The organism is Streptomyces sp. HUAS TT11 (assembly GCF_051553595.1).
Lineage (GTDB): Bacteria > Actinomycetota > Actinomycetes > Streptomycetales > Streptomycetaceae > Streptomyces.
In genome coordinates this window covers 8,878,208-8,899,204 of the sequence record NZ_CP196184.1, presented here as the reverse complement: position 1 = coordinate 8,899,204, position 20,997 = coordinate 8,878,208, and the positions used below count along the sequence as shown (strand labels likewise).

At 66.9% G+C, this 20,997-nt stretch carries 15 protein-coding genes; 6 read left to right on the top strand and 9 right to left on the bottom strand.

Translation table 11 applies throughout. From position 1 onward, the window contains the following. Window positions 1-21 precede the first annotated feature (21 nt). The 5 genes from ACSHXN_RS40015 to ACSHXN_RS39995 all read right to left on the bottom strand — a co-directional run bounded on the left by ACSHXN_RS40015 (window position 22) and on the right by ACSHXN_RS39995 (window position 7,156). The gene (locus ACSHXN_RS40015; RefSeq protein ID WP_438305922.1) at window positions 22-2,274 is read right to left on the bottom strand and encodes a glycosyl hydrolase family 65 protein; all 2,253 of its coding nucleotides are present in this window, start codon (window positions 2,272-2,274) and stop codon (window positions 22-24) included. Continuing rightward, window positions 2,275-3,147, bottom strand: coding sequence for a carbohydrate ABC transporter permease (locus tag ACSHXN_RS40010; RefSeq protein WP_438305920.1), 873 nt, complete (start codon window positions 3,145-3,147; stop codon window positions 2,275-2,277). It abuts the gene before it with no gap. Further along, window positions 3,144-4,097 (bottom strand): carbohydrate ABC transporter permease, encoded by a 954-nt coding sequence (locus ACSHXN_RS40005; RefSeq protein ID WP_079050892.1) that lies wholly within the window; start codon window positions 4,095-4,097, stop codon window positions 3,144-3,146. Before ACSHXN_RS40005 ends, ACSHXN_RS40010 begins: the two co-directional genes overlap by 4 nt. Before the next feature lie 13 nt (window positions 4,098-4,110). Next, window positions 4,111-5,568: an ABC transporter substrate-binding protein gene (locus tag ACSHXN_RS40000; protein WP_438305917.1), complete on the bottom strand. Its 1,458-nt coding sequence runs from the start codon at window positions 5,566-5,568 to the stop codon at window positions 4,111-4,113. 412 nt (window positions 5,569-5,980) lie between these two features. Continuing rightward, on the bottom strand, window positions 5,981-7,156 hold the full coding sequence (locus ACSHXN_RS39995; protein ID WP_438305915.1) for a cytochrome P450: 1,176 nt from the start codon (window positions 7,154-7,156) through the stop codon (window positions 5,981-5,983). Window positions 7,157-7,549: 393 nt separating this feature from the next. Here ACSHXN_RS39995 and ACSHXN_RS39990 point away from each other — a divergent pair, with 393 nt between their 5' ends. The 4 genes from ACSHXN_RS39990 (at window position 7,550) to ACSHXN_RS39975 (ending at window position 11,916) form a co-directional block, all read left to right on the top strand. Next, the gene (locus ACSHXN_RS39990) at window positions 7,550-8,290 is read left to right on the top strand and encodes a YcnI family protein (protein ID WP_355141207.1); all 741 of its coding nucleotides are present in this window, start codon (window positions 7,550-7,552) and stop codon (window positions 8,288-8,290) included. 439 nt (window positions 8,291-8,729) lie between these two features. After that, window positions 8,730-9,053: a hypothetical protein gene (locus tag ACSHXN_RS39985; protein ID WP_438305913.1), complete on the top strand. Its 324-nt coding sequence runs from the start codon at window positions 8,730-8,732 to the stop codon at window positions 9,051-9,053. Window positions 9,054-9,116: 63 nt separating this feature from the next. After that, window positions 9,117-10,061, top strand: a complete 945-nt coding sequence (locus ACSHXN_RS39980; RefSeq protein WP_438305911.1) for a C45 family autoproteolytic acyltransferase/hydolase — start codon at window positions 9,117-9,119, stop codon at window positions 10,059-10,061. A 508-nt stretch (window positions 10,062-10,569) separates the two neighbouring features. Continuing rightward, window positions 10,570-11,916: an outer membrane protein assembly factor BamB family protein gene (locus tag ACSHXN_RS39975; protein ID WP_438305909.1), complete on the top strand. Its 1,347-nt coding sequence runs from the start codon at window positions 10,570-10,572 to the stop codon at window positions 11,914-11,916. Window positions 11,917-12,048: 132 nt separating this feature from the next. Here the strand turns inward: ACSHXN_RS39975 and ACSHXN_RS39970 are convergent, their stop codons facing one another. From ACSHXN_RS39970 to ACSHXN_RS39960, 3 genes are all read right to left on the bottom strand, one after another. Beyond that, window positions 12,049-12,429, bottom strand: a complete 381-nt coding sequence (locus ACSHXN_RS39970; RefSeq protein ID WP_438305907.1) for a hypothetical protein — start codon at window positions 12,427-12,429, stop codon at window positions 12,049-12,051. A gap of 498 nt (window positions 12,430-12,927) precedes the next feature. After that, window positions 12,928-13,587: a hypothetical protein gene (locus ACSHXN_RS39965; protein WP_355141197.1), complete on the bottom strand. Its 660-nt coding sequence runs from the start codon at window positions 13,585-13,587 to the stop codon at window positions 12,928-12,930. Window positions 13,588-13,704: 117 nt separating this feature from the next. Next, the gene (locus ACSHXN_RS39960) at window positions 13,705-14,340 is read right to left on the bottom strand and encodes a TetR/AcrR family transcriptional regulator (protein ID WP_438305905.1); all 636 of its coding nucleotides are present in this window, start codon (window positions 14,338-14,340) and stop codon (window positions 13,705-13,707) included. A 70-nt stretch (window positions 14,341-14,410) separates the two neighbouring features. Between ACSHXN_RS39960 and ACSHXN_RS39955 the strand changes: the two genes are divergently transcribed. Next, window positions 14,411-15,391 carry a DMT family transporter gene (locus tag ACSHXN_RS39955; protein ID WP_438305903.1) on the top strand — a complete coding sequence of 327 codons (981 nt, stop codon included), beginning with the start codon at window positions 14,411-14,413 and terminating at the stop codon, window positions 15,389-15,391. 52 nt (window positions 15,392-15,443) lie between these two features. On the opposite strand, the gene ACSHXN_RS39950 is transcribed toward ACSHXN_RS39955, so the two are convergent. Beyond that, on the bottom strand, window positions 15,444-16,433 hold the full coding sequence (locus ACSHXN_RS39950) for a PP2C family protein-serine/threonine phosphatase (RefSeq protein ID WP_438305901.1): 990 nt from the start codon (window positions 16,431-16,433) through the stop codon (window positions 15,444-15,446). A gap of 1,360 nt (window positions 16,434-17,793) precedes the next feature. On the opposite strand from ACSHXN_RS39950, the gene ACSHXN_RS39945 reads away from it, so the two are divergent. After that, window positions 17,794-20,274: a SpoIIE family protein phosphatase gene (locus ACSHXN_RS39945; protein ID WP_438305899.1), complete on the top strand. Its 2,481-nt coding sequence runs from the start codon at window positions 17,794-17,796 to the stop codon at window positions 20,272-20,274. The last annotated feature ends 723 nt before the right edge of the window (window positions 20,275-20,997 follow it).

Below are 20,997 nucleotides of genomic sequence, written 5' to 3'. Positions count from 1 at the left end.
CCGGCAGGTGCGGCGGCACCCTCACCGATGTCGTGAGGGCGTCCGCGTGGTGATCGTGAGCTCTCCCCCGGCCGGCACATGCCGCAGCGTCCCCGCCGTTTCCACCGGGAGCGGTTCGCCCGTGTGAAGCCGCACCGCGGTGCCGTCGGGCCGGATGTCCACGTCGAAGACACGGTCCCGCCAGCGCAGCCGTCGCAGGGTGATGCCCTCCAGCTCGGCGGGCAGGATCGGCGCGAGGGCGATCCGGTCCGCACGCCAGCGCAGCCCCGAATAGCCGTACAGGAACTCCTGCAGGAAGCCGCCGTGGCCGGTCAGAAAGGTGAAGGCACCTCCGGTGCGGGCCTCGGCGAACTGCTCGAAGGGCGGTCTCACGAACGGTTCGACGCTGCGGCGGGTGTACTCGAAGGCCGCCTCGGCGTCTCCGAGTTCGGCGTGCACGATGGAGTGCACGGAGTCCGTCATCGACGGCCCGTCCTCGTGGGTGCGGGCTGCGTAGAACTCCAGGTCGGCACGTGTGACCTGCGAAGACTGCGGATTCTCCCACGGATAGGCGAGCATCACAACGTCGGCCTGCTTGATCGTCCGTCCCGCGTAACCCTCGAACTCCGGGTGGACTCCCCGCACTTCGTCGAAAGGGACGACGATGCGGTTCGCGACCGCGGCCCACCGCGGATCGGCGAACTCGCCGAGGGCCTCTGCCGCACTGGCAGCGAAGCGCAGGGATTCCCGGGCGGCGACGTTGGTGTAGACGGAGTCGTCGTGCGGTCCCACCGCGTACTCGTCCGGCGGGATCACGCCGTTGATGTGGCAACGGCCCTCGGCATCGGCGGTGACACGGCTCACCCAGAAGTCGGCGATCGCGCTCAGCACCGGCAGCCCCGCGGTACGCAGCCACCCCCTGTCGCCGGTGGCGAGCCAGTACTGCCAGAAGGCCAAGGCCACATCGGCGCTGATGTGCTGTTCGAGGCGTCCGAAGGGCGCCCAATCGGGGGTGTCCTCCTCACCGGTGAGACCGCTCTCCCAAGGAAAGCGGGCCCCCCGGTGTCCCCCCTCGGCCGCGGCGGCGCGGGCCGCGTCGAGACGCGCGAGGCGGTAGTCGAGAACGCTGCGTGCGATGTGCGGATGCTGGGCGAGCAGCGCGGGCCAGATCCAGGTCTCGGTGTCCCAGAAGACGTGGCCGTTGTAGCCGTCGCTGGACAACCCGGCGGGGGACGGCGACCAGGGCGAGTCCTCGTGCACGCTGGTGAGGAGGTAGAACTTCGAGGCCCGTACGCGGCGTTGCAGCAATGTATCGCCGCGTACGACGATGTCGCCCTCCCATTCCCGTTGCCAGGCACGCCGGTTGTCCTCCGTCAGGCGCTCATACCCCTCACGGGCGGCCTCTTCGGCGTGGGACCGGGCTGTGCTCAGTGCATCGACCGCGGTCTGGGACGTCACCACGGCCACGTACTTGGTGAAGGTCAGAGGACGTCCGGGGGACGTACGGACGCGAAGCGTCTGTGCCGCGCCTCCGTCCGGCAGGGGGACCGGCTCGTCGTGGGCGGATCCCGCACCGCCGTCCGGCCCCCGCAGGACGGAGACGAGCGCGGCCGTGATGCCGCTGCCCTCGGCTTCCACAAGCGTCCAGATCCGCGCTTGGCCGCCGCCCCGTTCCACGGTCCGGATGCGCGATCCGGCGCGCTCGTCCAGCGCGTCGGTGACGACGAGTTCACCCTCCCAGTGCGGCGTGACCGTCACGCTCACAACGGCCACATGCGGCCTCGACCGGTCGGTGAACACGTCGTAGCGCACGTCGGTGATCCGGCCCGCGGGAGAGTTCCAGCGGGCTTCGGTGGTGATCGCTCCGGTGCGCAGATCGAGGCTCTGCCGGTATCGTTCGATGCCGCGGGCCGCGCCGACGCGCGGACTGCTCACCGAGGCCCAGTCGCCTCCGATCAGCGGTTCGCTCTCGTCGACAGCTGTCTGCGCTCCGGGTGGGTCGGTGAACGCGGCATTGAACGAACCGCTGCCGTCGCTCACATCGAGCGTGGACCACGCCGGCAGGGACGCCTTGCGCGACCAACTGCCGTCGCGGCCGGTGTAAAGGCCCGCTACGTGGAACTGAGTCCGTACGGGGGCGTCGGCGAAGCCGTTGCCCGCCGCCGGAATCCGTGCGCCGAAACGGCCGTTGCCGGTGAAGGCGGGGTGATAGCCGACAGGCGAAGCAGGATCGTCCGTGGCCAGCACCCACGCGTCGGCGGGGGGAAGGGGACTGCCGTCGGTCGGAGCACTCAACTACTTCAGCCCTCCTGCCGTCAGGCCGTCCACGATCCGCCGTTGGAAGAAGAGCACGGCCGCAACGAGTGGCAGGGTGACCACGACGCCCGCCGCCATCTGTGTGCCGAAGGGCTGGTCGTACTTGTACTGTCCGGTGAAGAGGGACACGATCACGTTGGCGGTCATCATATGACGGTCGTTCACCACGCTGACGGCGATGAGGAATTCGTTCCAGGCGCTGATGAAGACGAGGATCGCCGTGGTGAAGACGCCCGGCGCGGCAAGCGGAAGCACGACCTTGCGGAACGCCTGCGCAGGTGTGCAGCCGTCGACCTGGGCGGCCTTCTCCAGTTCGGCGGGCATCTGGCGGAAGAACGCGGTGAGGTTCCACACGGCCAGCGGCAGGGCGAAGCTCATGCTCGGGACGATCATCGCCTGGTAGGTGTTGATCCATCCGACGTCCGTGAAGAGCCGGAGCAGCGGGACGACCAGGATGATCGGCGGGAACATCGACGCGGCGATGATCAGCGTCAGGATCAGTGTCTTGCCACGGAACTGCAGCCGCGCCAGGGCGTATCCGGCGAAGATGCCGACGACCAGGGTGACTCCGGTGGTGACGCCCGCGACGACGAGGCTGTTGACGAGAGCCCGGCCGAATCCGTTGTGCGGGTCGAAGGCGGCCGCGTAGTTGTCGAAGGACGCCGGGGCGGGCAGCGGCGCGTTGGAGAACTGGTCGGCCGGCCTGCGCAGGCTGGACACCACCATCCAGTAGAACGGTGCCAGGCAGTACGCGACGATCACGGCGATGCCCAGGCGCCCGGCCCAGGCCGCGCCCCGCCCGCCCTGGCCGACACCGCGCCGCGGACGTCGTGTGAAGGACAGCGTGCTCATGACTCACTCCTGGTGCCCCGGCCGAGCAGATCGGCGCCGAACAGCTTGACGAACGCGAGGGCGACGACGGCGATGTAGACGAACAGGACGGACGCGTACGCGGCGGCCGAGCCGAAGCGCAGATTGGTCATCTCGTTGAAAGCGATCATCGACAGCGTCTCCACCGAGTGCTTGCGCGGCCCCACCAGGACATACGGCAGGTCGAACATGCGCAGTACGTCCAGCAGTCGGAACAAGACGGCGACCACGAGGGCCGGGCGGACCAGGGGCAGGGTGATCCGCCAGAAGACACGCCACGCGGACGCGCCGTCGACGCGGGCCGCCTCGTACAACTCACCGGGGATGATCTGCAGCCCGGCGAGTACGAGCAGGCCGATGAAGGGCGCGGTCTTCCAGGTGTCGGCGACGACCACGGAGAGCCAGGCGTGGAACCCCTCGCTGCTCCACAGGATCTGGGTGCCGAGGAGGTCGTTGGCGACTCCCTGACTGTTGAAGATCCATTTCCAGAGCATGCCGGATATCGCGGTGGGGATGGCCCAGGGCACCAGGACCGCCGCGCGGACCAGTGCCCGGCCCCGGAAGGCACGGTGCATCACGAGGGCCATGGAGACGCCGATGAGGACTTCGAGAGTGACCGAGGCCAGGGCGAACGACGTGGTGTTCCACCAGGGCCGCAGGAGCCGGTCGTCGGTGAACACGGTCGCGTAGTTGCCGGTTCCGTAGTGACTGGTGTTCGCGACGAAGCCGGTGTGCGGGTCGATGCCCTCGGTCGACACCTGGAACGACAGCCGCACGGCTGCCACCACCGGATAGCCGATGACCAGGGCGAGGACCAGGAGCGTCGGCGAGAGCAGGGCCGCGGCCAGGCGGCCGGTCCCGGCCCGGCGCGAGGTGCGCGGGGGCCGGGACGCCGGGGCTGTGCGCCCCGGCGTCGGGGCGATGACGGACACGAGCGGGACCCGCCTACTTCTCGGAGATCGCCGCGGAGAGGTTCTTCTGCATGTCGGCGAGCGCGTCGTCGACGGACTTCGAGCCGTTCAGGGCGGCCGCGGCACTCTCCTGGATGGCTGCGGTGGCGTCACCGTAGTGCACCACGACCGGCCGGGGTGTCGCGGTGGCCAGCGACTGCTTCAGCGTGTCGAGGTAGGGGAACTGCTTGCGCAGCGCAGGGTCGTCGTAGAGGTCGGTGTACGGCGGGGCCGCCGAGGTGACCTTGAGATTGGTCCGGGCGTTCTCCTCGTCGGAGAAGAACTTGATGAAGTCGAGGGCAGTCGCCTTGTTCTTGGCGAACTTGCTGACGGCGAGGTCGAGTCCGCCGAGGCTCGACCTTCCGGGCCCCGAGAGCCCGGGCAGCGGGGCAACGCCGAACTTTCCGGCCACCTTGCTGGAGCCGTCCTTGGCGTTGGCCAGCGTCCACTGGTACGGCCACTGCCGGTGGAAGAGCAGTTTGCCCGACTGGAAGGCGCGTCGGCCGTCCTCTTCCTCGTAGGTGGCGGCCTGCTTGGGGATGGTGCCGTCCTTGAAGCCGTCGACAAGGAACTGCAGGCCCTTCTTGGCGGCGTCGGTGTCGACCGTCGCCTTGCCCTTGGCGTCGACGACGCTGCCGCCCGCGGACGCCACCGCCTCGGAGAAGTTGACGGTGAGGCCCTCGTACTTGTCGAACTGACCCGCGTAGCAGTCGACGCCCTTGCCTTCGGGCAGCTGTTTCACCTTGGCGCAGTCCTGCTTCATCTCGGCCCAGGTGGCGGGCGGTTCGGCCCCGATCTTGTCGAGCAGGTCCTTGCGGTAGAAGAGCAGCCCGGCATTGGTGTTGAACGGTATCGCGTACTGCCTGCCGAAGTAGTCACCGGTCTTCACGACGGCCGGGATCATCTTGTCGAGCGGGAACTCCTTGGCCGGCAGCTCGTCGATCCACTGGTTGGCGGCGAACTCGGCGACCCAGATCGGGTCGAGGTTGAGCACGGTGTAGGCGTCCGACTTGGTCTGGGCGTTCTGGATGAACTGCTGACGCTGCTGGTCCGCGCTCTCCGGCAGTTCGACGAGGGTGACCTTCTCGCTGGGGTGCTGCTTGTTCCAGCGGTCCAACTGCCCTTGCAGGGTGCCGGTCGTGTCCTTGCCGGTGGCCAAGGTGATCGGACCGCGATCGTTGGACTTCTTCGGACCGCCCTTGGAATCGCTCGAGCCCGAGTCGCCGCATCCGGCGAGCAGCGACGCGCACACCATCGCGGCGATCGCCGCGGCGGCATGCCGCCGCGGCCTCGGTCCCCCGGGGCCGGGGGGTGTCTGTCCCACGCCGAACACCATCCGCAACGAACTCACCGTGGCCTCCTCGCCGTTCATCGGGCTGGTCGCCGAGCGCGCCACAAGCCGGCTCCCCGGCGGCATCTCGTCGACGACCGTAACTCCGATTTGATCGTTCAAGATGGCCTCGGCAGAGCATCCCGTCAACCCCTGGGAACGGAATCCACCCACTCCAACAGACCTGACCACGCCCCTTCAAGGGCATCCGGTGCGTTCCGTCCGCTTCCGACCCGACCTGAAGATTTGATCGTTCATATCCGCGCCTTCCTCACGAGTGAAGGCGCGCAGGGGTTCTGACAGCGTGGGGAGAAGTCGGCGACGGTCAACCGGGGGCATTCGGGCACCGAGCGTTCCGGCAACCGCTCGTTGCTGCTGCCGGTTGTCGGTCGAGCATCGGGCAACCGGCAACCGGCAACCGGCAACCGGCAACCGGCAACCGGCGGACAACGAAACCGACTCCCGTCACCTCACCTGTCCCGGCCGTCGGCACCCGTCAAGGCATCGGAGACCTCACCACCTGACGGCAGCGCGATCACACAGTCTCGTCCCACAACACGTGCAGAGCGGGGACCTTGCGGAAGACCAGACCGTGCGCAGTGGTGGGACGGTCCCGGTCGAGACGCAGCCCGGGAAGGCGCCGGAGCAGACCCTTCAGGGCGATGCGGGTCTCCAGACGGGCGAGATGGGCGGCCAGACAGTAGTGCGGGCCGTGCGCGAAGGCCAGTTGGAGCCGGGTGTTCTCCCGGCGGACATCAAAACGATCGGGGTCGGGGAAGACGTCCGGGTCGCGGTTGGCGCCCGTCAGGGAGACGCTGACCAAGTCTCCGCGGCGGATCGTGGCCTGACCGAGGGCCACGTCACGGGTTGCATAGCGGTCCACGACAGCAGCACCGGGTTCGAGGCGCAGGGACTCCTCGATCGCGCCGTCCAACAGACGGGGGTCCTCTCGGACCAGGGCGAGTTGGTCGGGGTGTTGCAGCAACTGCACCAGTGCGTTGGTGATCATCGCTTCCGTGGTCTCGATCCCCCCGAACATCAGGACCGCGGCATTGGAGGCGACTTCGGGCAGCGCCAGCCGTCCGGCGGCGGAGACGAGGAGCGAGGATGGGTTCTGCTCGGCGACGGTGGCTTCCACAGCCGCCCGAAGCTGCCGATACGCCGCGGTACCGGCGGGTCCGGCCATCTGCCCGGCGGTGATGTCGGAGACCGACTTCACTATGGCGTCGTACCAGGAGAGCACCGTGGCCGCCGGGGTGTCGACCAGACCGAGTGCGTGGGTGACGACGGCGACCGCGAGCGGGCCGGCGAAAGCCCGGCGCAGTTCGCCGGCGCCCGCCGGTTCCAGCGCGGCAAGGAGCCGGTCGGTCTCTTCCTCGATGAACGAGGCGAAACCGTCGTGCACCTCTCGGGGGCGGAAGGGGGCGGTGAAGGCCTCACGGTGACGCGCGTGCGGTTCGCCGTCCAAGGACAGCATGCTCGGCCCGACAACCTGTGCGGTGGAGAAGCGGGGATCGTCCACGGTGAACGTCTCGGCATCCCGCATCACGCTCAACGCGAGGTCACGACGGGTCACCAACCAGCCACGCAGCTCGGGCAGCCAGGACACCGGCTCGTGCGTGCGGAGCAACGCCAGCCGCGGATGCGGGTCGTGGGCCAGCTCGGCGAGGGTGGTTGCGGCTCCCAGCGGGAACGAGTCGGCGTCGCTCATCACGAACTCGGGCCGGCCATGGGAAAAACGATCACAGCCAAGGCTAACAACCGCTGTCAAGGCGAAGAAGATCAGGGCTCCCCGCGGACGACGCGTCGACATCGTTCGTGGCCCTCAGCCGACCGCAGAGGGCGACCGCCGCCGGCTCCGGCCTCTCACGAGCCCCGCCCCGCCACTACCCACGCACCCCACTCCCCCACCTCTCCGAGAGGTGGGCTTACCCCTGCACGGGGCTGCCTGGACGCCTCGGCGTCTATGCCCCGCCCTGTCGGCGCACGGCAGTGAACCTTTGTCGAGTCGAGCCACGTGTTCAACGTGTCGTCACTGCGCCACCTCAGCCACGCACGCCACGGCACAGGGATCAGCAACACAGGAACGGACACGATCACACCCATGCTCCCGAACCGCACCCACATGCGCCGCGGCGTCGTCGTCACCGCGGCGGCCGCCGTCGGCCTCCTCGCTGCGGCCGGTGCCTCCTCCGCACACGTCAGGGTGCATCCGGACTCCTACGCCAGGGGTGCCACGGACGGCGTCCTGACCTTCCGCGTCCCGAACGAGATGGACGACGCCCGCACCACAAAGGTGCAGGTCTTCCTGCCCACCGACGATCCCGTTCTCGGCGTGCTCGTCCGGCCCCAGGACGGCTGGACCCCCACGGTCACCCACACCAAGCTCAAGACACCGATCAAGACCGACGACGGCGTCATCACCGACGCCGTCTCCGAGATCAGCTGGACCGGCGGCACGATCGGTCCCGGCCGGTACGAGGACTTCGACGTCGCTTTCGGCCAGTTGCCCGACCACACCGGTCGACTGACCTTCAAGGCCCTGCAGACGTACTCCGACGGAATGATCACCCGCTGGATCGAAGAGGCTCAGAGCGGCCAGGAGCCGGAGAACCCGGCACCGGCCCTGAGGCTCACGGCCACGGCCGGAGAAGGGCAGGGCAGCGCGCGGACCGTCCCGGTGGCAGGTTCGAAGACGTCGGGCAGCGCCAAGCAGACCGCCTCAGCCGACGACTCGACCGCCCGAACCCTCGGGATCTCCGGGCTGGTGGTGGGTGGTCTGGGTCTGGCCGCGGCAGCGGCCGCCGTCATGCGCGCCCGTGCCGCCGCGGTCCGTCCCGAGTAGTCCGCAAGAACATCCGGACCTGTGACGCCCGCTCTGCGGTCCCTGGGAATACTTGCATGCGCCCGGTGATCTCACAGCGCCCGACACATACAGACCCGCGGCCCGCGCGTCATACGAGGCGTTCCATGGGACCTGGGCGAACGTGGTGAGTGGGCGGGTACAGACTCGCTCGCCACGTGGCCCGCCAGACGGTCCAGCAGCGAACGGCCCAGTCCGCGACGCGCTGTCCGGGTGCACCGAGACCTGCTCGACGTGAAGGTTGCCGTCGACGCGGTCGGCGATCAGGTAGGTAACCGGATCGTCCGCGAGATCGGCCACGGCCCAGCCCGGACCGGTGTGGTGGTAGCGGGCGAGCTCACCGTTGGGAAACCCCGGGCCGCCCACGGCCAACCGTCCTCCCGCTGCCGTCGTCGCCCCGTTGCACGGGTGGAGTTCTGTCATGCCTCGGCGCCGCTTCCGGCAACCCGTCCGGTACGCCTTCGCCGAGCACGAAGGGCCGCACCGGGTCGTGGACCAGCACCACGGCTACGCGCTCGGCGGCCACACCACCCGCGCGGCTGCCGAGGCCACAGCACGAGAACCGGCCTCCAATACGACCGCCGCCATCCCAGCCATCGCAGCCATCGCAGCCATGGAAGCACTCGACGCAGCCCAGACCGACCCGGCAGCAGCCGAACCCCCGGACTTCCAGTTGCCGCGCCTGCCCGGTGACACAATCCCCGAGCGCCTCGGCTCACTCCCTCAGCCAAGCCTGATCTGGTGAATTACGGGCGAAATTGGCTAGGTTGCCATCACCTCACTCGATGCCCACAAGGGAGCGGTAGCCATGAGCCAACAGCAGAAGACCTTCCGTGCCATCGAGATCGGCAACGGAAGCGACGGGCGATGGGCCACCCATACACAGGCCCTGTGGCCGCTCGCGGAGGGGTGGATGACCGACGAGAGCCGGACCCCAAAGGGCGCAGACCGTGCTCGGAAGCTGTTCGAGGCACACATGCCGGAGCTGGTTCCCGTGCTCGACCGCCTCGCCGGTCAGCTCGACCGCCCCGAGGGAGAAGCCTTCCTCACCCTCGCGACCTTGCGACCGTTCTTCTCCGGCTGCACCCAGATCGGCGGCAGAGGCACCTTGCTGCGCAACTACGACTTCAGCCCCGACGAGTGCGAGGGCACCATTGTCTCCTCTCGCTTCCTCCGACCGGTGATCGGAATGCAGGATGCCGCCTGGGGCTTGCTGGACGGGATGAACAACGCCGGACTCGCGGTCTCTCTCACCTTCGGTGGGCGATTCGTCCATGGCCCCGGCTTCGCCATCCTTATCGTCCTTCGCTACCTCCTGGAGACGTGTAACACCGTTGACCAGGCGGTCGGCAAGCTGCAATCCATACCGATCGCAATCCCGCAGAACGTCACCCTCGTCGACTCCGAGCAGGCGGTGACAGTGTTCGTGGGACCGGACATCTCACTGATCGAGGCACCGGACGCCTGTGCTGCCAATCACCAGCACTTGCCGGTGCCTGACGAACAGGAGCAGTACTCCCGTACCCAGGAACGACTGAGCGCCATGCGCGCAGCCGGCACGGACGTGGCAGCGATGCTGAAACCGCCGCTGTATCAATCCGCCTACGACCAGGGACTGGGAACCGTCTACACCGCCCGCTATCAGCCCTCGGAAGGCCGCGTGAGCTATTACTGGCCTGACCAGTCGTGGGAGCAGTCCTTCGGGGACTTCGCTCCAGGGTCGCGCACCGTGACCATCGGCCTAGCCGGCTGACAACTCGTCCCGGCCTTACGCCGGCCAAGCGCCACGCCAATGGAACCCGCGCACTCCGTGACCCGGCATCGCCAGACCCGTAACCATTCGGTCGTCACGTACGTGCCGAACACGGCATCCCGGAATCCTGATCAACCGATCGGACGAGTGGGTGGCGGCCGCCGCCGACCACGTGACCGATCCGACTAACGTCACCCAACTGCACTCGCCGCCGAAAGCCTGGGAGGAACCCTGTATGACCCTTGCGCCGATAGTCCGACGCGTGCTCGGCGGCGGCCCATTCGCCGAGATCGGAGAACCTGCTCTGGCCGTCGCTGATGAGCGCTCGCGGACGGTCGCTGTGGGTGGGGACCTCGGGCATCTCCAGTGGAGTGGCAGCGGGACCGGAGACTCCCGATGGACGGGGCACCGGATCGGTGTCTATGAGCAGGACGGGCTGCGGTGTCGCCACTTGGTGCGGTCGAGGTACCCCGTTCGGTGTCTCGCCTTCCACCCGGTTCTTCCCCTGTTGGCCGTCGGTACCGGGCAATACGACGGCGGCTACTCGTTCGAAGGCGAACTGCTGCTGATCCATCTGGACTCCGGCGACGTGGTGTCCGCCCTGCAGTACTCGCGGGAGGTGCTCGGCGTGGAATGGCGCAGTGAGACAGCACTTCGTCTGGTCTTGGCGCCGTGTGACGACTGGGAGAACCCGCAGGCACACGAGCAGGGTCATGCGGTCGTTGTGGCTCGCTCAGACTGGGGCGCCGTCGGGCAGGGGTCGATAGGTGCCGAGGAACTGGCCGCCCCCGCGGACCCGGTCGTCAAGCCGGACCACAGCGCGGAGGCCCGCCGGTTCCTCGCGGACGTCGCGGCCTCAGCCGGTCGACAGTGGTCCGTACGCCGGCGGGTGTGGGCTGTCGAAGGTACGGACGATGGCCGGGTGCTGGCCGCTCTGGACGGGGTCCTCGCGGAGTCGTGGCTACCATCAGGAGACCTGCAATGGGTGGTCGAGGACGAGGAAGGCGGCCGGCAGCTGGTTCTGGCCTCCGACGGCACATCGGTCTGGACTAACGCCGAACGCCGCAGTCGCCGCAAGGGAAGGACCTGGGAGACGTCCGCACCTCGGCTGGCCCGAATCGCTGTCGACACAGGCCAGGTGCTGGAGACCCTGAGTCCGGGCGTGTTCACGGTTCTCGTCGCAGGCGACCACAGGACGATCCTTCGGCCGTTGGACTACCGCGGCAAGCGTCCCCAACAGCTGCTGATGTTCGACCTCGAGGGTCCGGTGGATGGTCCGGAGGTCGGCGCCTTCGACCCGTTCAACCACCCGTTCGTCGTCCGTCGCCCGAGCCGCCCGTACATGTTGGTCGGTACGGACCCGGACAAGCCGCACAGGGACAAGTGGGTCACCGCCCTGCACGCCGATGGGACATTGCGTCGTCTCTTCCCACACTCCTGGGTACCGGAGGAGCATCATTTCGGGGGTCCTGCGGTCGAAATCGGGCAATCCCTTGTCTATGCGGGTACCGTCCACGACGGTCACGGGCTCCAACCCGGTGGTGCCTACGTCGTGCGGCGATCCCTAAACGGCTCAGTGCGGTGGCAGTACCGCACCGATCATCCCGCCACCGCCCTCGACACCGACGGGGGCACCGTCTACGTGGCCTACAACTCCGGCGCCTTGACAGCACTGGACGCCGACGACGGCTCGGTACGATGGCACACCGAGCTCGAGGTCGACGGAGCACCGACCGCCGCACTGTCCCTCGCTGTCACGCCCCAAGGACACTTGCTCATCGGGACCATCGACGGCCGGATCCTGGAGTGCAGGGTCTCACTGGGCACCACCCACCAAGTAGCGATTCGCGAGTGATAGCAAGACCGCGGGCACAATCCAACCGCACTCGACGGGACATTGAACGCCACTTCGATCTGGCAGGCTTCTCAAATTACCACGACCAACCGACCTCGCGTTTAATCATTCCGCAAGACCTGGAGCCAGCCACTACTCATCAAGAACACTCGCATCACCCGGCTCGACATCGATCTCGTTTCTCAACTTCGACACGAGATCTCCGTAATACGGGCCACTTGCCACCGCATCCCACTCAGTCTTGACGGAAGTTTCCACCTGCAGCTCTTCCACGACCGAAAGAACCACTCGGGCTACTGAGTTCCGGTCGACCGGTTCAACTGATGGAAAATGAAGCCCGGTTTCATTCAGGAACCAATCGAAGGACTGTCGATCTCCGGGCTGAACTGCGACCATGATTCGCTCAAGAATCACGCTCCAATTGCGTGAATTGATGAACCATGGGTCCCCTTCGGTGAAAACGACTACCGCGGACATTTGGCATGTATCTCCAATAATCGGGAGCTTGGTCATGGGCTTCAGCGCCGGATCCGCACTCCAAGCATCAAGATGCTTGACCCGATAGGTGCGCAGCCCCTTCTACCTGCGGTCACCCCGCACTTTGCGGCCGAGGCGGAGGTGATACGCGCATTCCATGAATCGCGTCACAAGACGACCATATCACCGAGACAAACAAGTGCAGCACGCATCTATATGCCGAATATGCGAGGTTGACGACCCATCACTTATCCGAGCGTTGTGCGGATTGACCCGCGCCCGAACGCGCCAGGCGCACTACTCCGGCGTACGCCAGGCCGTTACCCGAAAGTGAGTAACGGCGCTTGTCTGCTGGCTGGCGTGGCCGTTGCCGGCGCGGAGGGCGAGGCGGAGTGTGACCGCAGTCCAAGGTAGGTGCGTGTGGCGCGCGCCCATTCGAGGCGGAGGGACCACTCGTCCCATGCCCGGGGCTGCTCATGGTCCATGTTTCCCGCTCCTCGATGAGCGGGAAGCACGGTGTCGCCATCGCTGGTCTCAGTCGTTCCGAGCCGAGGCAGCTTTGAGTCTTGCCTGGCGAGCGGCCTCGATGTAGCGCGGCGCAAACTTGACTTCGTATGCCTCGGGCACGTCGTAGGGAGACTGCCAGAAGTCGGGAACGAAGGTGTCGCCGTCCTGGTAACAGAGGTGGCACGAAGCGCACCACTCGGTCAGCCAGCCGTAGGCCACTGCGTGAACCCCATCGAACGTCTCGTCCAGAGGATCCTCCACCCGGTACCAGCGGTGGAGGTCTGTTGCGGCGCACTGGGGGCAGGCCGCCGAGAGGTCGGCAGCCCTCGGCTCCGTGTCGAACGCGGCCCGCCAGCGGTCCATCAGCTCGGGCGGGACGAGCCTCCAGCCACCCGGCCCCAGCAGGGAAAGCTCGTCGACTTCGAACAGATCCATTTCGCTGGCTTCGAGAGAGCCGAGCATCCGGCATTCGCCCGTCACCAGATCCACGCGGACGGGGCCGATGCCGATGGTCATCTGCGACGGGTCGCCGGTTTCCAGGTAACCCCGGTTCTGATAGCCGAAGTACGCGGCCTCACCGACTACGGCCACATACCCCTCGATCGGGACCAAGTCCACCTCGGAGTTGAGCGGATCCTCGTCCACGTATTTCTGGGCCAACTCTGCTGCGCGATCGAGGCTGATCATTTGTCAGTCCTGAGGAATCCGTAGTTCCGATAGGTCCTGGGGAGTGGCATGCCCACTCTGACCGTCGAGAAAGATCACATCTCCCTTCACGTTCACCACGTTGAAGACGTGAGTCGTTCAGGCGGACGAGTCGTCCGTTCGACGCTCACCGGGCGTCTCCTCCCTCATGGCGACGTCCAGAAGGATCCGCGCCTGGTCACGTGCATGGCCGATGGGGTCGGGGAAGATGGCCAGTCCGTGTGCGACCAGCGCGCCCTCGTGGAGGAGCATGAGCGTGCGGGCGAGCTGTTCGGAATCCGTCGTCACGGCCTTTGAGGTGAGGTCGGCGAACAGGTGCAGCATCCACTGCTTCTGCCCTGCGATCACCGGATGCGCAGGGTGGGAGGAAGAGCTGATCTCGGCGTGGGCGTTGACCATGCTGCAGCCTTTGGAGCTGTGCTCCTGCGCCCACGCCCGGGACGACTCGAAGACGCACAGAATGCGGTCCCGGGGTGTGGTTCCTGCGGCCTCGAGTCGTGTGGCCAGGAAGTCTCTCCATCGCTCGTCGCGATAGGCAAGGTACTCGACGACAAGTTGGTCCTTGGAGCCGAACCGGTCGTAGAGGGTCTTCTTCGTGACGCCGGCTTCGGCGGCGATGAGATCCACCCCGACGGCGTGAATGCCCCGCTCGTAGAAGAGCCGCTCGGCGGCCTCCAGGACCCGGCGTGCGGCAGGAGTCATTACGATCCGCCGCACCTCTTCGGTACCACTCATACCGCCCCACTATACAGGTCTGTATAGTGACCAGGAGAGTATACCGATCTGTATACATCCTGGAGGTGGCATGAATCTCCTGCTCTCCCTCTCCTTCGTGCTCTGCTGGAGCTCGGGGTTCATCGGCGCCAAGCTCGGCGCGGGCAGCGCACCTGCGACCACTGTCCTGATGTGGCGCTTCCTGCCCCTGATCGTCCTTCTGCTCGTCTTCTCCGCCACCCGGGCCAGTACGCTCAGGCGTCGACCGACTTGGCGCGTCGTAGGCCGCCAGAGCCTGATCGGACTGCTCTCCCAGAGCGGCTATCTCCTCACCGTCTACTACGCCATCCAACTCGGAGTCCCCAGCGGCACCACGGCCCTGATCGACGGCGTCCAGCCCTTGGTCGCCGGCGCCCTCGCCGGACCACTGCTGCGCCAGCCCGTCGCGCCCCGGCAGTGGCTCGGTCTGTGCCTGGGGGCCGCTGGTGTCGCCGCGGTCACCACGGCCGATGCGTCGGCCGGTACGGCGGAGACATGGTGGGCGTATCTCATACCGTTCCTCGGTATGTTCTCGCTGGTGGCAGCCACTTTCCTGGAAAACCGGTCGCGCACGCCGGTCGCCGCGTCGACGTCCATGACCATTCACAGCCTCACCAGCGCCGTCCTCTTCACGGCCCTCGCCGTGGGCACCGGAACCACGGCACCGCCCGCCGACGTCACCTTCTGGGTCGCCGTCATCTGGCTCGTCGCGCTCCCTACCTTCGGCGGGTACGGGCTGTACTGGCTCATCCTGAAGCGGTCCGGCGTCACCAAGGTCAACGCGCTCATGTTCCTGATGGCCCCCGTCACCGTGGTCTGGGGAGTCCTCATGTTCGGTGAGCCGCTCAGTCTCCAGACCATCCTCGGACTCGCCGTCGCCCTTACGGCGGTTGCCGTGGTGCACCGTGGTGGACATGCCTCCGGCCGAACGGCGGGAACCGCCTATGCGGCGCAGGAGGCGCCCTTCCGAACACCCGTCGATCCCCTCGGGCCTACCAACCAAACCCTCGTTACTCAGCACTTGGCGAAGTAGCCACCCCGAGGGGGGAGCACTCTGGCCGTCACGCTTCCCGATAGCCGATCAGTTAGGCGACTGCGGCCTTGCCGTCCCGTCGGGCGACGACGATGGCCATGTCGTCGTCCAGGTGGCCATTGGTGTATTCCTGCAGGTCGGTGACGACTCTGCGGAGCAGCGTTTCGGGTTCGTGGTGCGCCCATCTGGAGACCCGTTCGGCGAGTGGGTAGAAGACGCCGCTTTGGTCACGGGCTTCGGTGACACCGTCGGTGTACAGCATCAGCCGGTCGTCTTCGTCGAAGGGGAAGATGGCCGGGAGATTCCGGCTGCTGGAGATTGCGCCGAGGCCGAGGGGCGGCGCCGGCTCGGGCACCACGAGCGCTGTCGCGGCGGGGGTGTCGCGGTGCAGCAGGAGGGGCGGCGGGTGCCCGCAACTGACCAGGTGTACGACCGGCTCGTCGTCCGGGATGTCCACGATGGCGGCAGTGACGAATCGTTCAGCGACGTCGTCCTCGGACCCGGAGAATTCCGCGAGGCCCCAGCGGATGGCATCGTCCATGTGGCCGACCAGTTGAGGCAACGGGATCTGGCGGTGGGACGCGGCTCGGAAGGCGCCCAGCACGACTGCGGTGTCACTGATCGAGGCCAGGCCCTTGCCGCGGACGTCCCCGATGAGCAGCCGGGTGAAACCGGAGGTGCGGGTCACGGCATACAGGTCACCGCCGATGCGTGCGTCGGCCTCCGCGCTGCGGTAGTGCGAGGCGAGTGCGATCGGGCCAGCTCGCTCGGGTAGGGGGCGCAGTACGACGCGCTGCGTCGCGTCGGAGATGGAGCGGGCCCGGAGGAGCTTCTGCCGGCCCCGATCCCGCAGGTGCGTAAACAACACGAGGAAAGCACAGAGTGCAGTAAGGGTGCCGAGTTCGACGACGACGCTCTCTGTGTCCAGAATGCGACGCTCCGCACCTGCCACGATCAGGGAGAGTACGCTGAGTGAGCCGATAAGTGCGGTGAGGCGTGGACCGGCGCTGAGCGCGACGACCGCCACGGCGACGTCCAACACGTGCGCAACGTGGATATCCGGCGGCAGGAACACGTCGGCCACAGGGACCGCAATGATCACTGCCAGGGGGCCGAGCAGCCACATAAAATGCGGCGCGGCCCGACGCCACACCCTGGGATCCTCAGCCACCGATCCGATGCCGGTCACAGCGCTCACAATGTGCTCCCGTATTCGTCCCCCTCGCAGCAACGCCTGACCACCCACCAGTCATCCCTCCTGTCGAAGTCCTGCTTCCTGCACCTACTACGACACATGCCGGGCTCGAGGCCGCATCCCCCGGAATCAAGGTCAGGACTGGGGAAAGGGGGAAAACAACGTTCACCCCGATGGCCGCTGCGGTAGTCAAAACCTGACCATATGCGCGTCGCTGGCCATGCGTGAGGACCATTTTTGGGGCGGAAGAGCGGACCACTTCGCGTCGGACGGTCAGGGCTGGGCACCGAGTGCCGCCGGTTGGGCCAGCGCAAACCGCAAAGCCGGGAGCGCCACGTCGCATGCTGGGGTTGCCATGCTCGCGAGTGGGTGAGAACTCCAGCTCCGTAGATCGCGATCTTGCCTGCCCGCAGAATTGGTCTGGGAATCTGTTAGGGAAATGGTCCACATTTCGACACAAATGGGTCAATAGCTTGCAAGCATGAACACGAACGAAGCACACGCAAGCCTGCAACGCCTCCCCCGAGCGCACGTCTCGTCTGGAACAGGGCGAAACTTGCCCGGGAGACAGGCCATAAGTCGCCTGGCCACGCGTGACGGTCTCCCCGCGGCTTATGGCAGTCAACCCGCTACGCCACGCCCGTCCCCGCACCCTCCTGGCAGCCCACATCTGTCTTTGCCGCCGAGGCCCGCAGCATGACGGTCATCATGCTCGAGGTCCGTTCTTACATGACTCATGTCCGCTGTCCGCGTTGGCGTCGTGGCGTCGCCGGGCTGTCTGTTGCTCCGGTGAGCGCTCCTCTGCGGCCTCGTAGCGGGCACTCGATCAACTTCGCCCGCCAGTTCGGGCTGACCACCGATCTGCTCTGGTCACTCCGATTCTGCGAGTGGCCCTGAGGGCCCGGCCCAGCAGGTGGCGACTGACGCGTGAGGCGGGGTCAGAGCACGCGGGGCGTCGCCGGACGGCAGTGTGGCTGACGTCGGCGTCAGCCGACGCCCCGTTGGCCGCGCCCTGGCCCCGACATCGATCTCGGCGAATCACGACTGACGGGCCGTGACCACCGCCGCAGTCACCCTTGAGGCAGTGTGAATGGGCTGTGTCCTGCCGTGCCCGTAGCTCGATCACGCCCTGTCTTGGAGCTATCCATCCATCCGACAGCAGAGCAGTTGGGCACCGCATCACCGGGGGACGCAGAAAGGAAAAGCGATGGGCAGTTCCGTAGAGCCAGCAGTCTCCGAGGCTCAGTCGGCTATCGAGACGGTCAGCCCGGCGATAGCTCTCCTCGACGCGCAGGGGACGGTCGTCGGATGGTCGCAGGCCGCTCGACGGCTCGTGGGCTACTCGGCCGCGGAGGTGGTGGGGCGGTCGGCAGGTGTCCTGTTGGTGGCCGCTGACGATCGCGTAAAGGCTGCACAGGCCGCGCAAGAAAGCTCCCTCTGGGGCCGCTGGTGCGACTTCGCGCGGGTGCGCCACCGCAACGGCCGCAGCATCGACGTCATCCTGTGCGTGTCATCGCTGTCCGGGCAGGACGGTCCGGACCGGTGGGTGGTCTGGGCGACCGACAAGGCCACGCTTCCCGCGTGGCCGGCCGGGACCACAGGGGTGGCGCCGTTCCTCGCTACGCTCATGCTGCCGAGCCGCCCTCCGATCGGAGTCGGCATACAGGACCCGAACCTGCGCTGCGTCCGAGCAAACGACATCCAGGGCTCGTTGGACGGCCTTCCTCTCTCCCTGCGGCTGGGCCGCAGGCTGACGGAGGCGGCGCCTGGGACGGGAGCCGAAACAGTAGAAGCAGTGATGCACCAGGTGCTGGAGACCGGGGACTCGGCGATGGACGTGGACTACCCGGCGTTGCTGCCGGCAAACGTGCGAAGCAACCGCATATTGACAGCGTCCTTTTTCCGCCTCGACGACGCACAGGAACGCGCGCTGGGCGTGTGCATGTGCACTGTGAGCGTGGACGTCACCGAGACCCGACGGGCGCGAGAGCGTCTGGCAATCCTCGGCGAGGCCAGCAGGCGCATCGGCACCACTTTGGACGTCATGCAGACCTCGCAGGAACTGGCCGACCTCGCCGTGCCGTTCCTCGCGGACTACGCCACTGTCGACCTGGCGGAGTCCGTCCCACTCGGCGAGGAGCCCTTGGCCCATCTCGGCCCACAGGACGGCCGCATCCCCGCCTTCCGCCGTGCGGGCCTGGCCTCGATCCACCCGGGAACACCGGAGTCCCTGTTCGCTCGCGGAGAGCCGGTCTTCGTCCCGCCCACGTCGCCCTTCACCAAAGTCCTGCGTTCCGGGAAATCCCACTTCGAGCCGATACTGGACACATCCCCGGGTACATGGCTGGACCGTCACGGTGCGCTGGCGGAGAAGTTCCGCGAGCACGCCATGCACTCGTTGATGGTCGTCCCCATCCGCGCCCGGGGCGTAGTGCTGGGCGTGGCAGTTTTCGTGCGGACGGAGGACCCCAGGCCGTTCGAGGTGGACGACCTGCTCTTGGCCGAGGAACTCGTCAGCTGGGCAGCGCTGGCCCTGGACAACGCCCGCCGATACGTGCGTGAACGCTCCGTGGCTCTCGCCCTGCAGCGCCTGCTGCACCCGCACCGCCCCACGGGCGGTTCCGCAGCTGATGTGGCCTGGCGCTACCTACCGGCCGACAGCTACCACGGCATCGGGGGTGACTGGTTCGACGTGATCCCCCTCTCCGGCGCCCGCGTCGCTCTGGTCGTCGGCGATGTGGTGGGACACGGCGTCAACGCGGCGGCGAAGATGGGTCAACTCCGAACCGTCATGCACACCCTCGCGGAAATGGACATGCCTCCCGACGAAGTACTGGCCCGTCTCGACGAGCAGGTCATCCGCCTCACCGAGGCGGAAGCCGACCCCTCGCCCTCGGGCAGTACCACGATGGCCGCCACGTGCCTGTACGCCGTCTATGACCCGGTCACCAGCACCTGCACCATGGCGCGGGCCGGCCACCCCCCGCCCGCGGTCATCGACCCGCACGGCCACGTCACCTTTCCTGACCTGCCCGCCGGAGCACCGCTCGGACTCGAACTGGTTCCCTTCGAGTCCGTAACTTTGAAACTCGCTGAAGGAAGCGTGCTCGCCCTCTACACCGACGGTCTGGTCGAGGCCCGCGACCAGGACATCAACGCCGGCATGAACCGTCTGCGCGCGGCCCTCGCACGGCCTCACCACACACTGGACGATCTGTGCTCTTCCACAGTCGACACACTGCGGGCCAAGCCGCCGCGCGACGATGTCACTCTCCTCCTCGCACGGACCCACGCACTGAACACAGACCAGGTCGCTTCTTGGCAGTTCCCCAGCGATCTCGCCGCCGTCAGCCGGGCCCGAACCCTTGCTACCCGGCAGCTGACCCAGTGGGGACTGGAAGACCTGGCCGACTCCACAGAGCTGATCGTCAGCGAACTGTTCACCAACTCCATCATCCACGGCAACAGCAAGGACACCATCGATCTACGCCTTATCCGGCACGGGATGCTGACGTGCGAAGTCTCCGACGCGAGCCACTGCCACCCGCTTCTGCGGCACCCCAGCACCACCGACGAAGGCGGCCGCGGTCTCTTCCTCGTCACTCAACTGTCCCGCCGTTGGGGAACCCGCCACATCCCGGACGGCAAAGTCATCTGGGTGGATCAACAACTGCCAGCCCACGCGTGAAACCACCATGAAGCCGCGCCAGCGCAGCCAGCCGTCAAGAGGCGGACCTGTGAGCAGCATGGATTCACCAAGCCAGGATTGCGTCAACTCTTATCGAGCCCGAGGTCGTTAGCGCTCGCAGACAATCAACATGCGGGTTCGATCTGTGCGGGGCTGATGTTCGTGAGGAACACGGTGACGTCCGCGGGTTGTGCGGAACCTGGCTGACGAGGGTCGGCACGGTCCCAACCGCGGATGTGCGCCGCGGAGAGCCACCCCAATCCGGCTCGCGCGACGGACGTGGAACCGAACTCAACAACGCGGCAATGGCGATCTGGGCCAACTTCGGCGAGCTGACGATCAACTCACCTGGACTGCGTCCCCGCCTCATTGACCCCGTGGACGCCTATGAGGGACCCAGTCGGACACTGTGGCCTGAACGCACCAGGCCCGCCGGCCCCCAATGATCTGAGGGCCGACGGGCCATCTGTGGCAACGTCTCCCGACATAGTGCATGCCGACTGTACGGGGGACATCAGGCTCTAGGAGAGATTCAGACCTTCCACCACACGTCTGGTCCGCCTCCACACCACCCGATCAGCTCACCGACCTACTCGATCGGGTCCTCAGCCGCCGGATCCACCTCAGTCAAGCCTTTGATGCCCGCCCGGCAAAAGAGCCCGCTGAGATCGTGCAGACTGTACGCCCTGCCAAGGATCACACCGTCGACGCGCACCCGAGGAC

Coding starts and splice junctions, on each gene's coding strand:
- ACSHXN_RS40010 (WP_438305920.1), bottom strand. CDS start 3,147: ATGAGCACGCTGTCCTTCACACGACGTCCGCGGCGCGGTGTCGGCCAG.
- ACSHXN_RS39995 (WP_438305915.1), bottom strand. CDS start 7,156: ATGAGCGACGCCGACTCGTTCCCGCTGGGAGCCGCAACCACCCTCGCC.
- ACSHXN_RS39990 (WP_355141207.1), top strand. CDS start 7,550: ATGCTCCCGAACCGCACCCACATGCGCCGCGGCGTCGTCGTCACCGCG.
- ACSHXN_RS39985 (WP_438305913.1), top strand. CDS start 8,730: ATGCCTCGGCGCCGCTTCCGGCAACCCGTCCGGTACGCCTTCGCCGAG.
- ACSHXN_RS39980 (WP_438305911.1), top strand. CDS start 9,117: ATGAGCCAACAGCAGAAGACCTTCCGTGCCATCGAGATCGGCAACGGA.
- ACSHXN_RS39970 (WP_438305907.1), bottom strand. CDS start 12,429: ATGACCAAGCTCCCGATTATTGGAGATACATGCCAAATGTCCGCGGTA.
- ACSHXN_RS39965 (WP_355141197.1), bottom strand. CDS start 13,587: ATGATCAGCCTCGATCGCGCAGCAGAGTTGGCCCAGAAATACGTGGAC.
- ACSHXN_RS39960 (WP_438305905.1), bottom strand. CDS start 14,340: ATGAGTGGTACCGAAGAGGTGCGGCGGATCGTAATGACTCCTGCCGCA.
- ACSHXN_RS39955 (WP_438305903.1), top strand. CDS start 14,411: ATGAATCTCCTGCTCTCCCTCTCCTTCGTGCTCTGCTGGAGCTCGGGG.
- ACSHXN_RS39945 (WP_438305899.1), top strand. CDS start 17,794: ATGGGCAGTTCCGTAGAGCCAGCAGTCTCCGAGGCTCAGTCGGCTATC.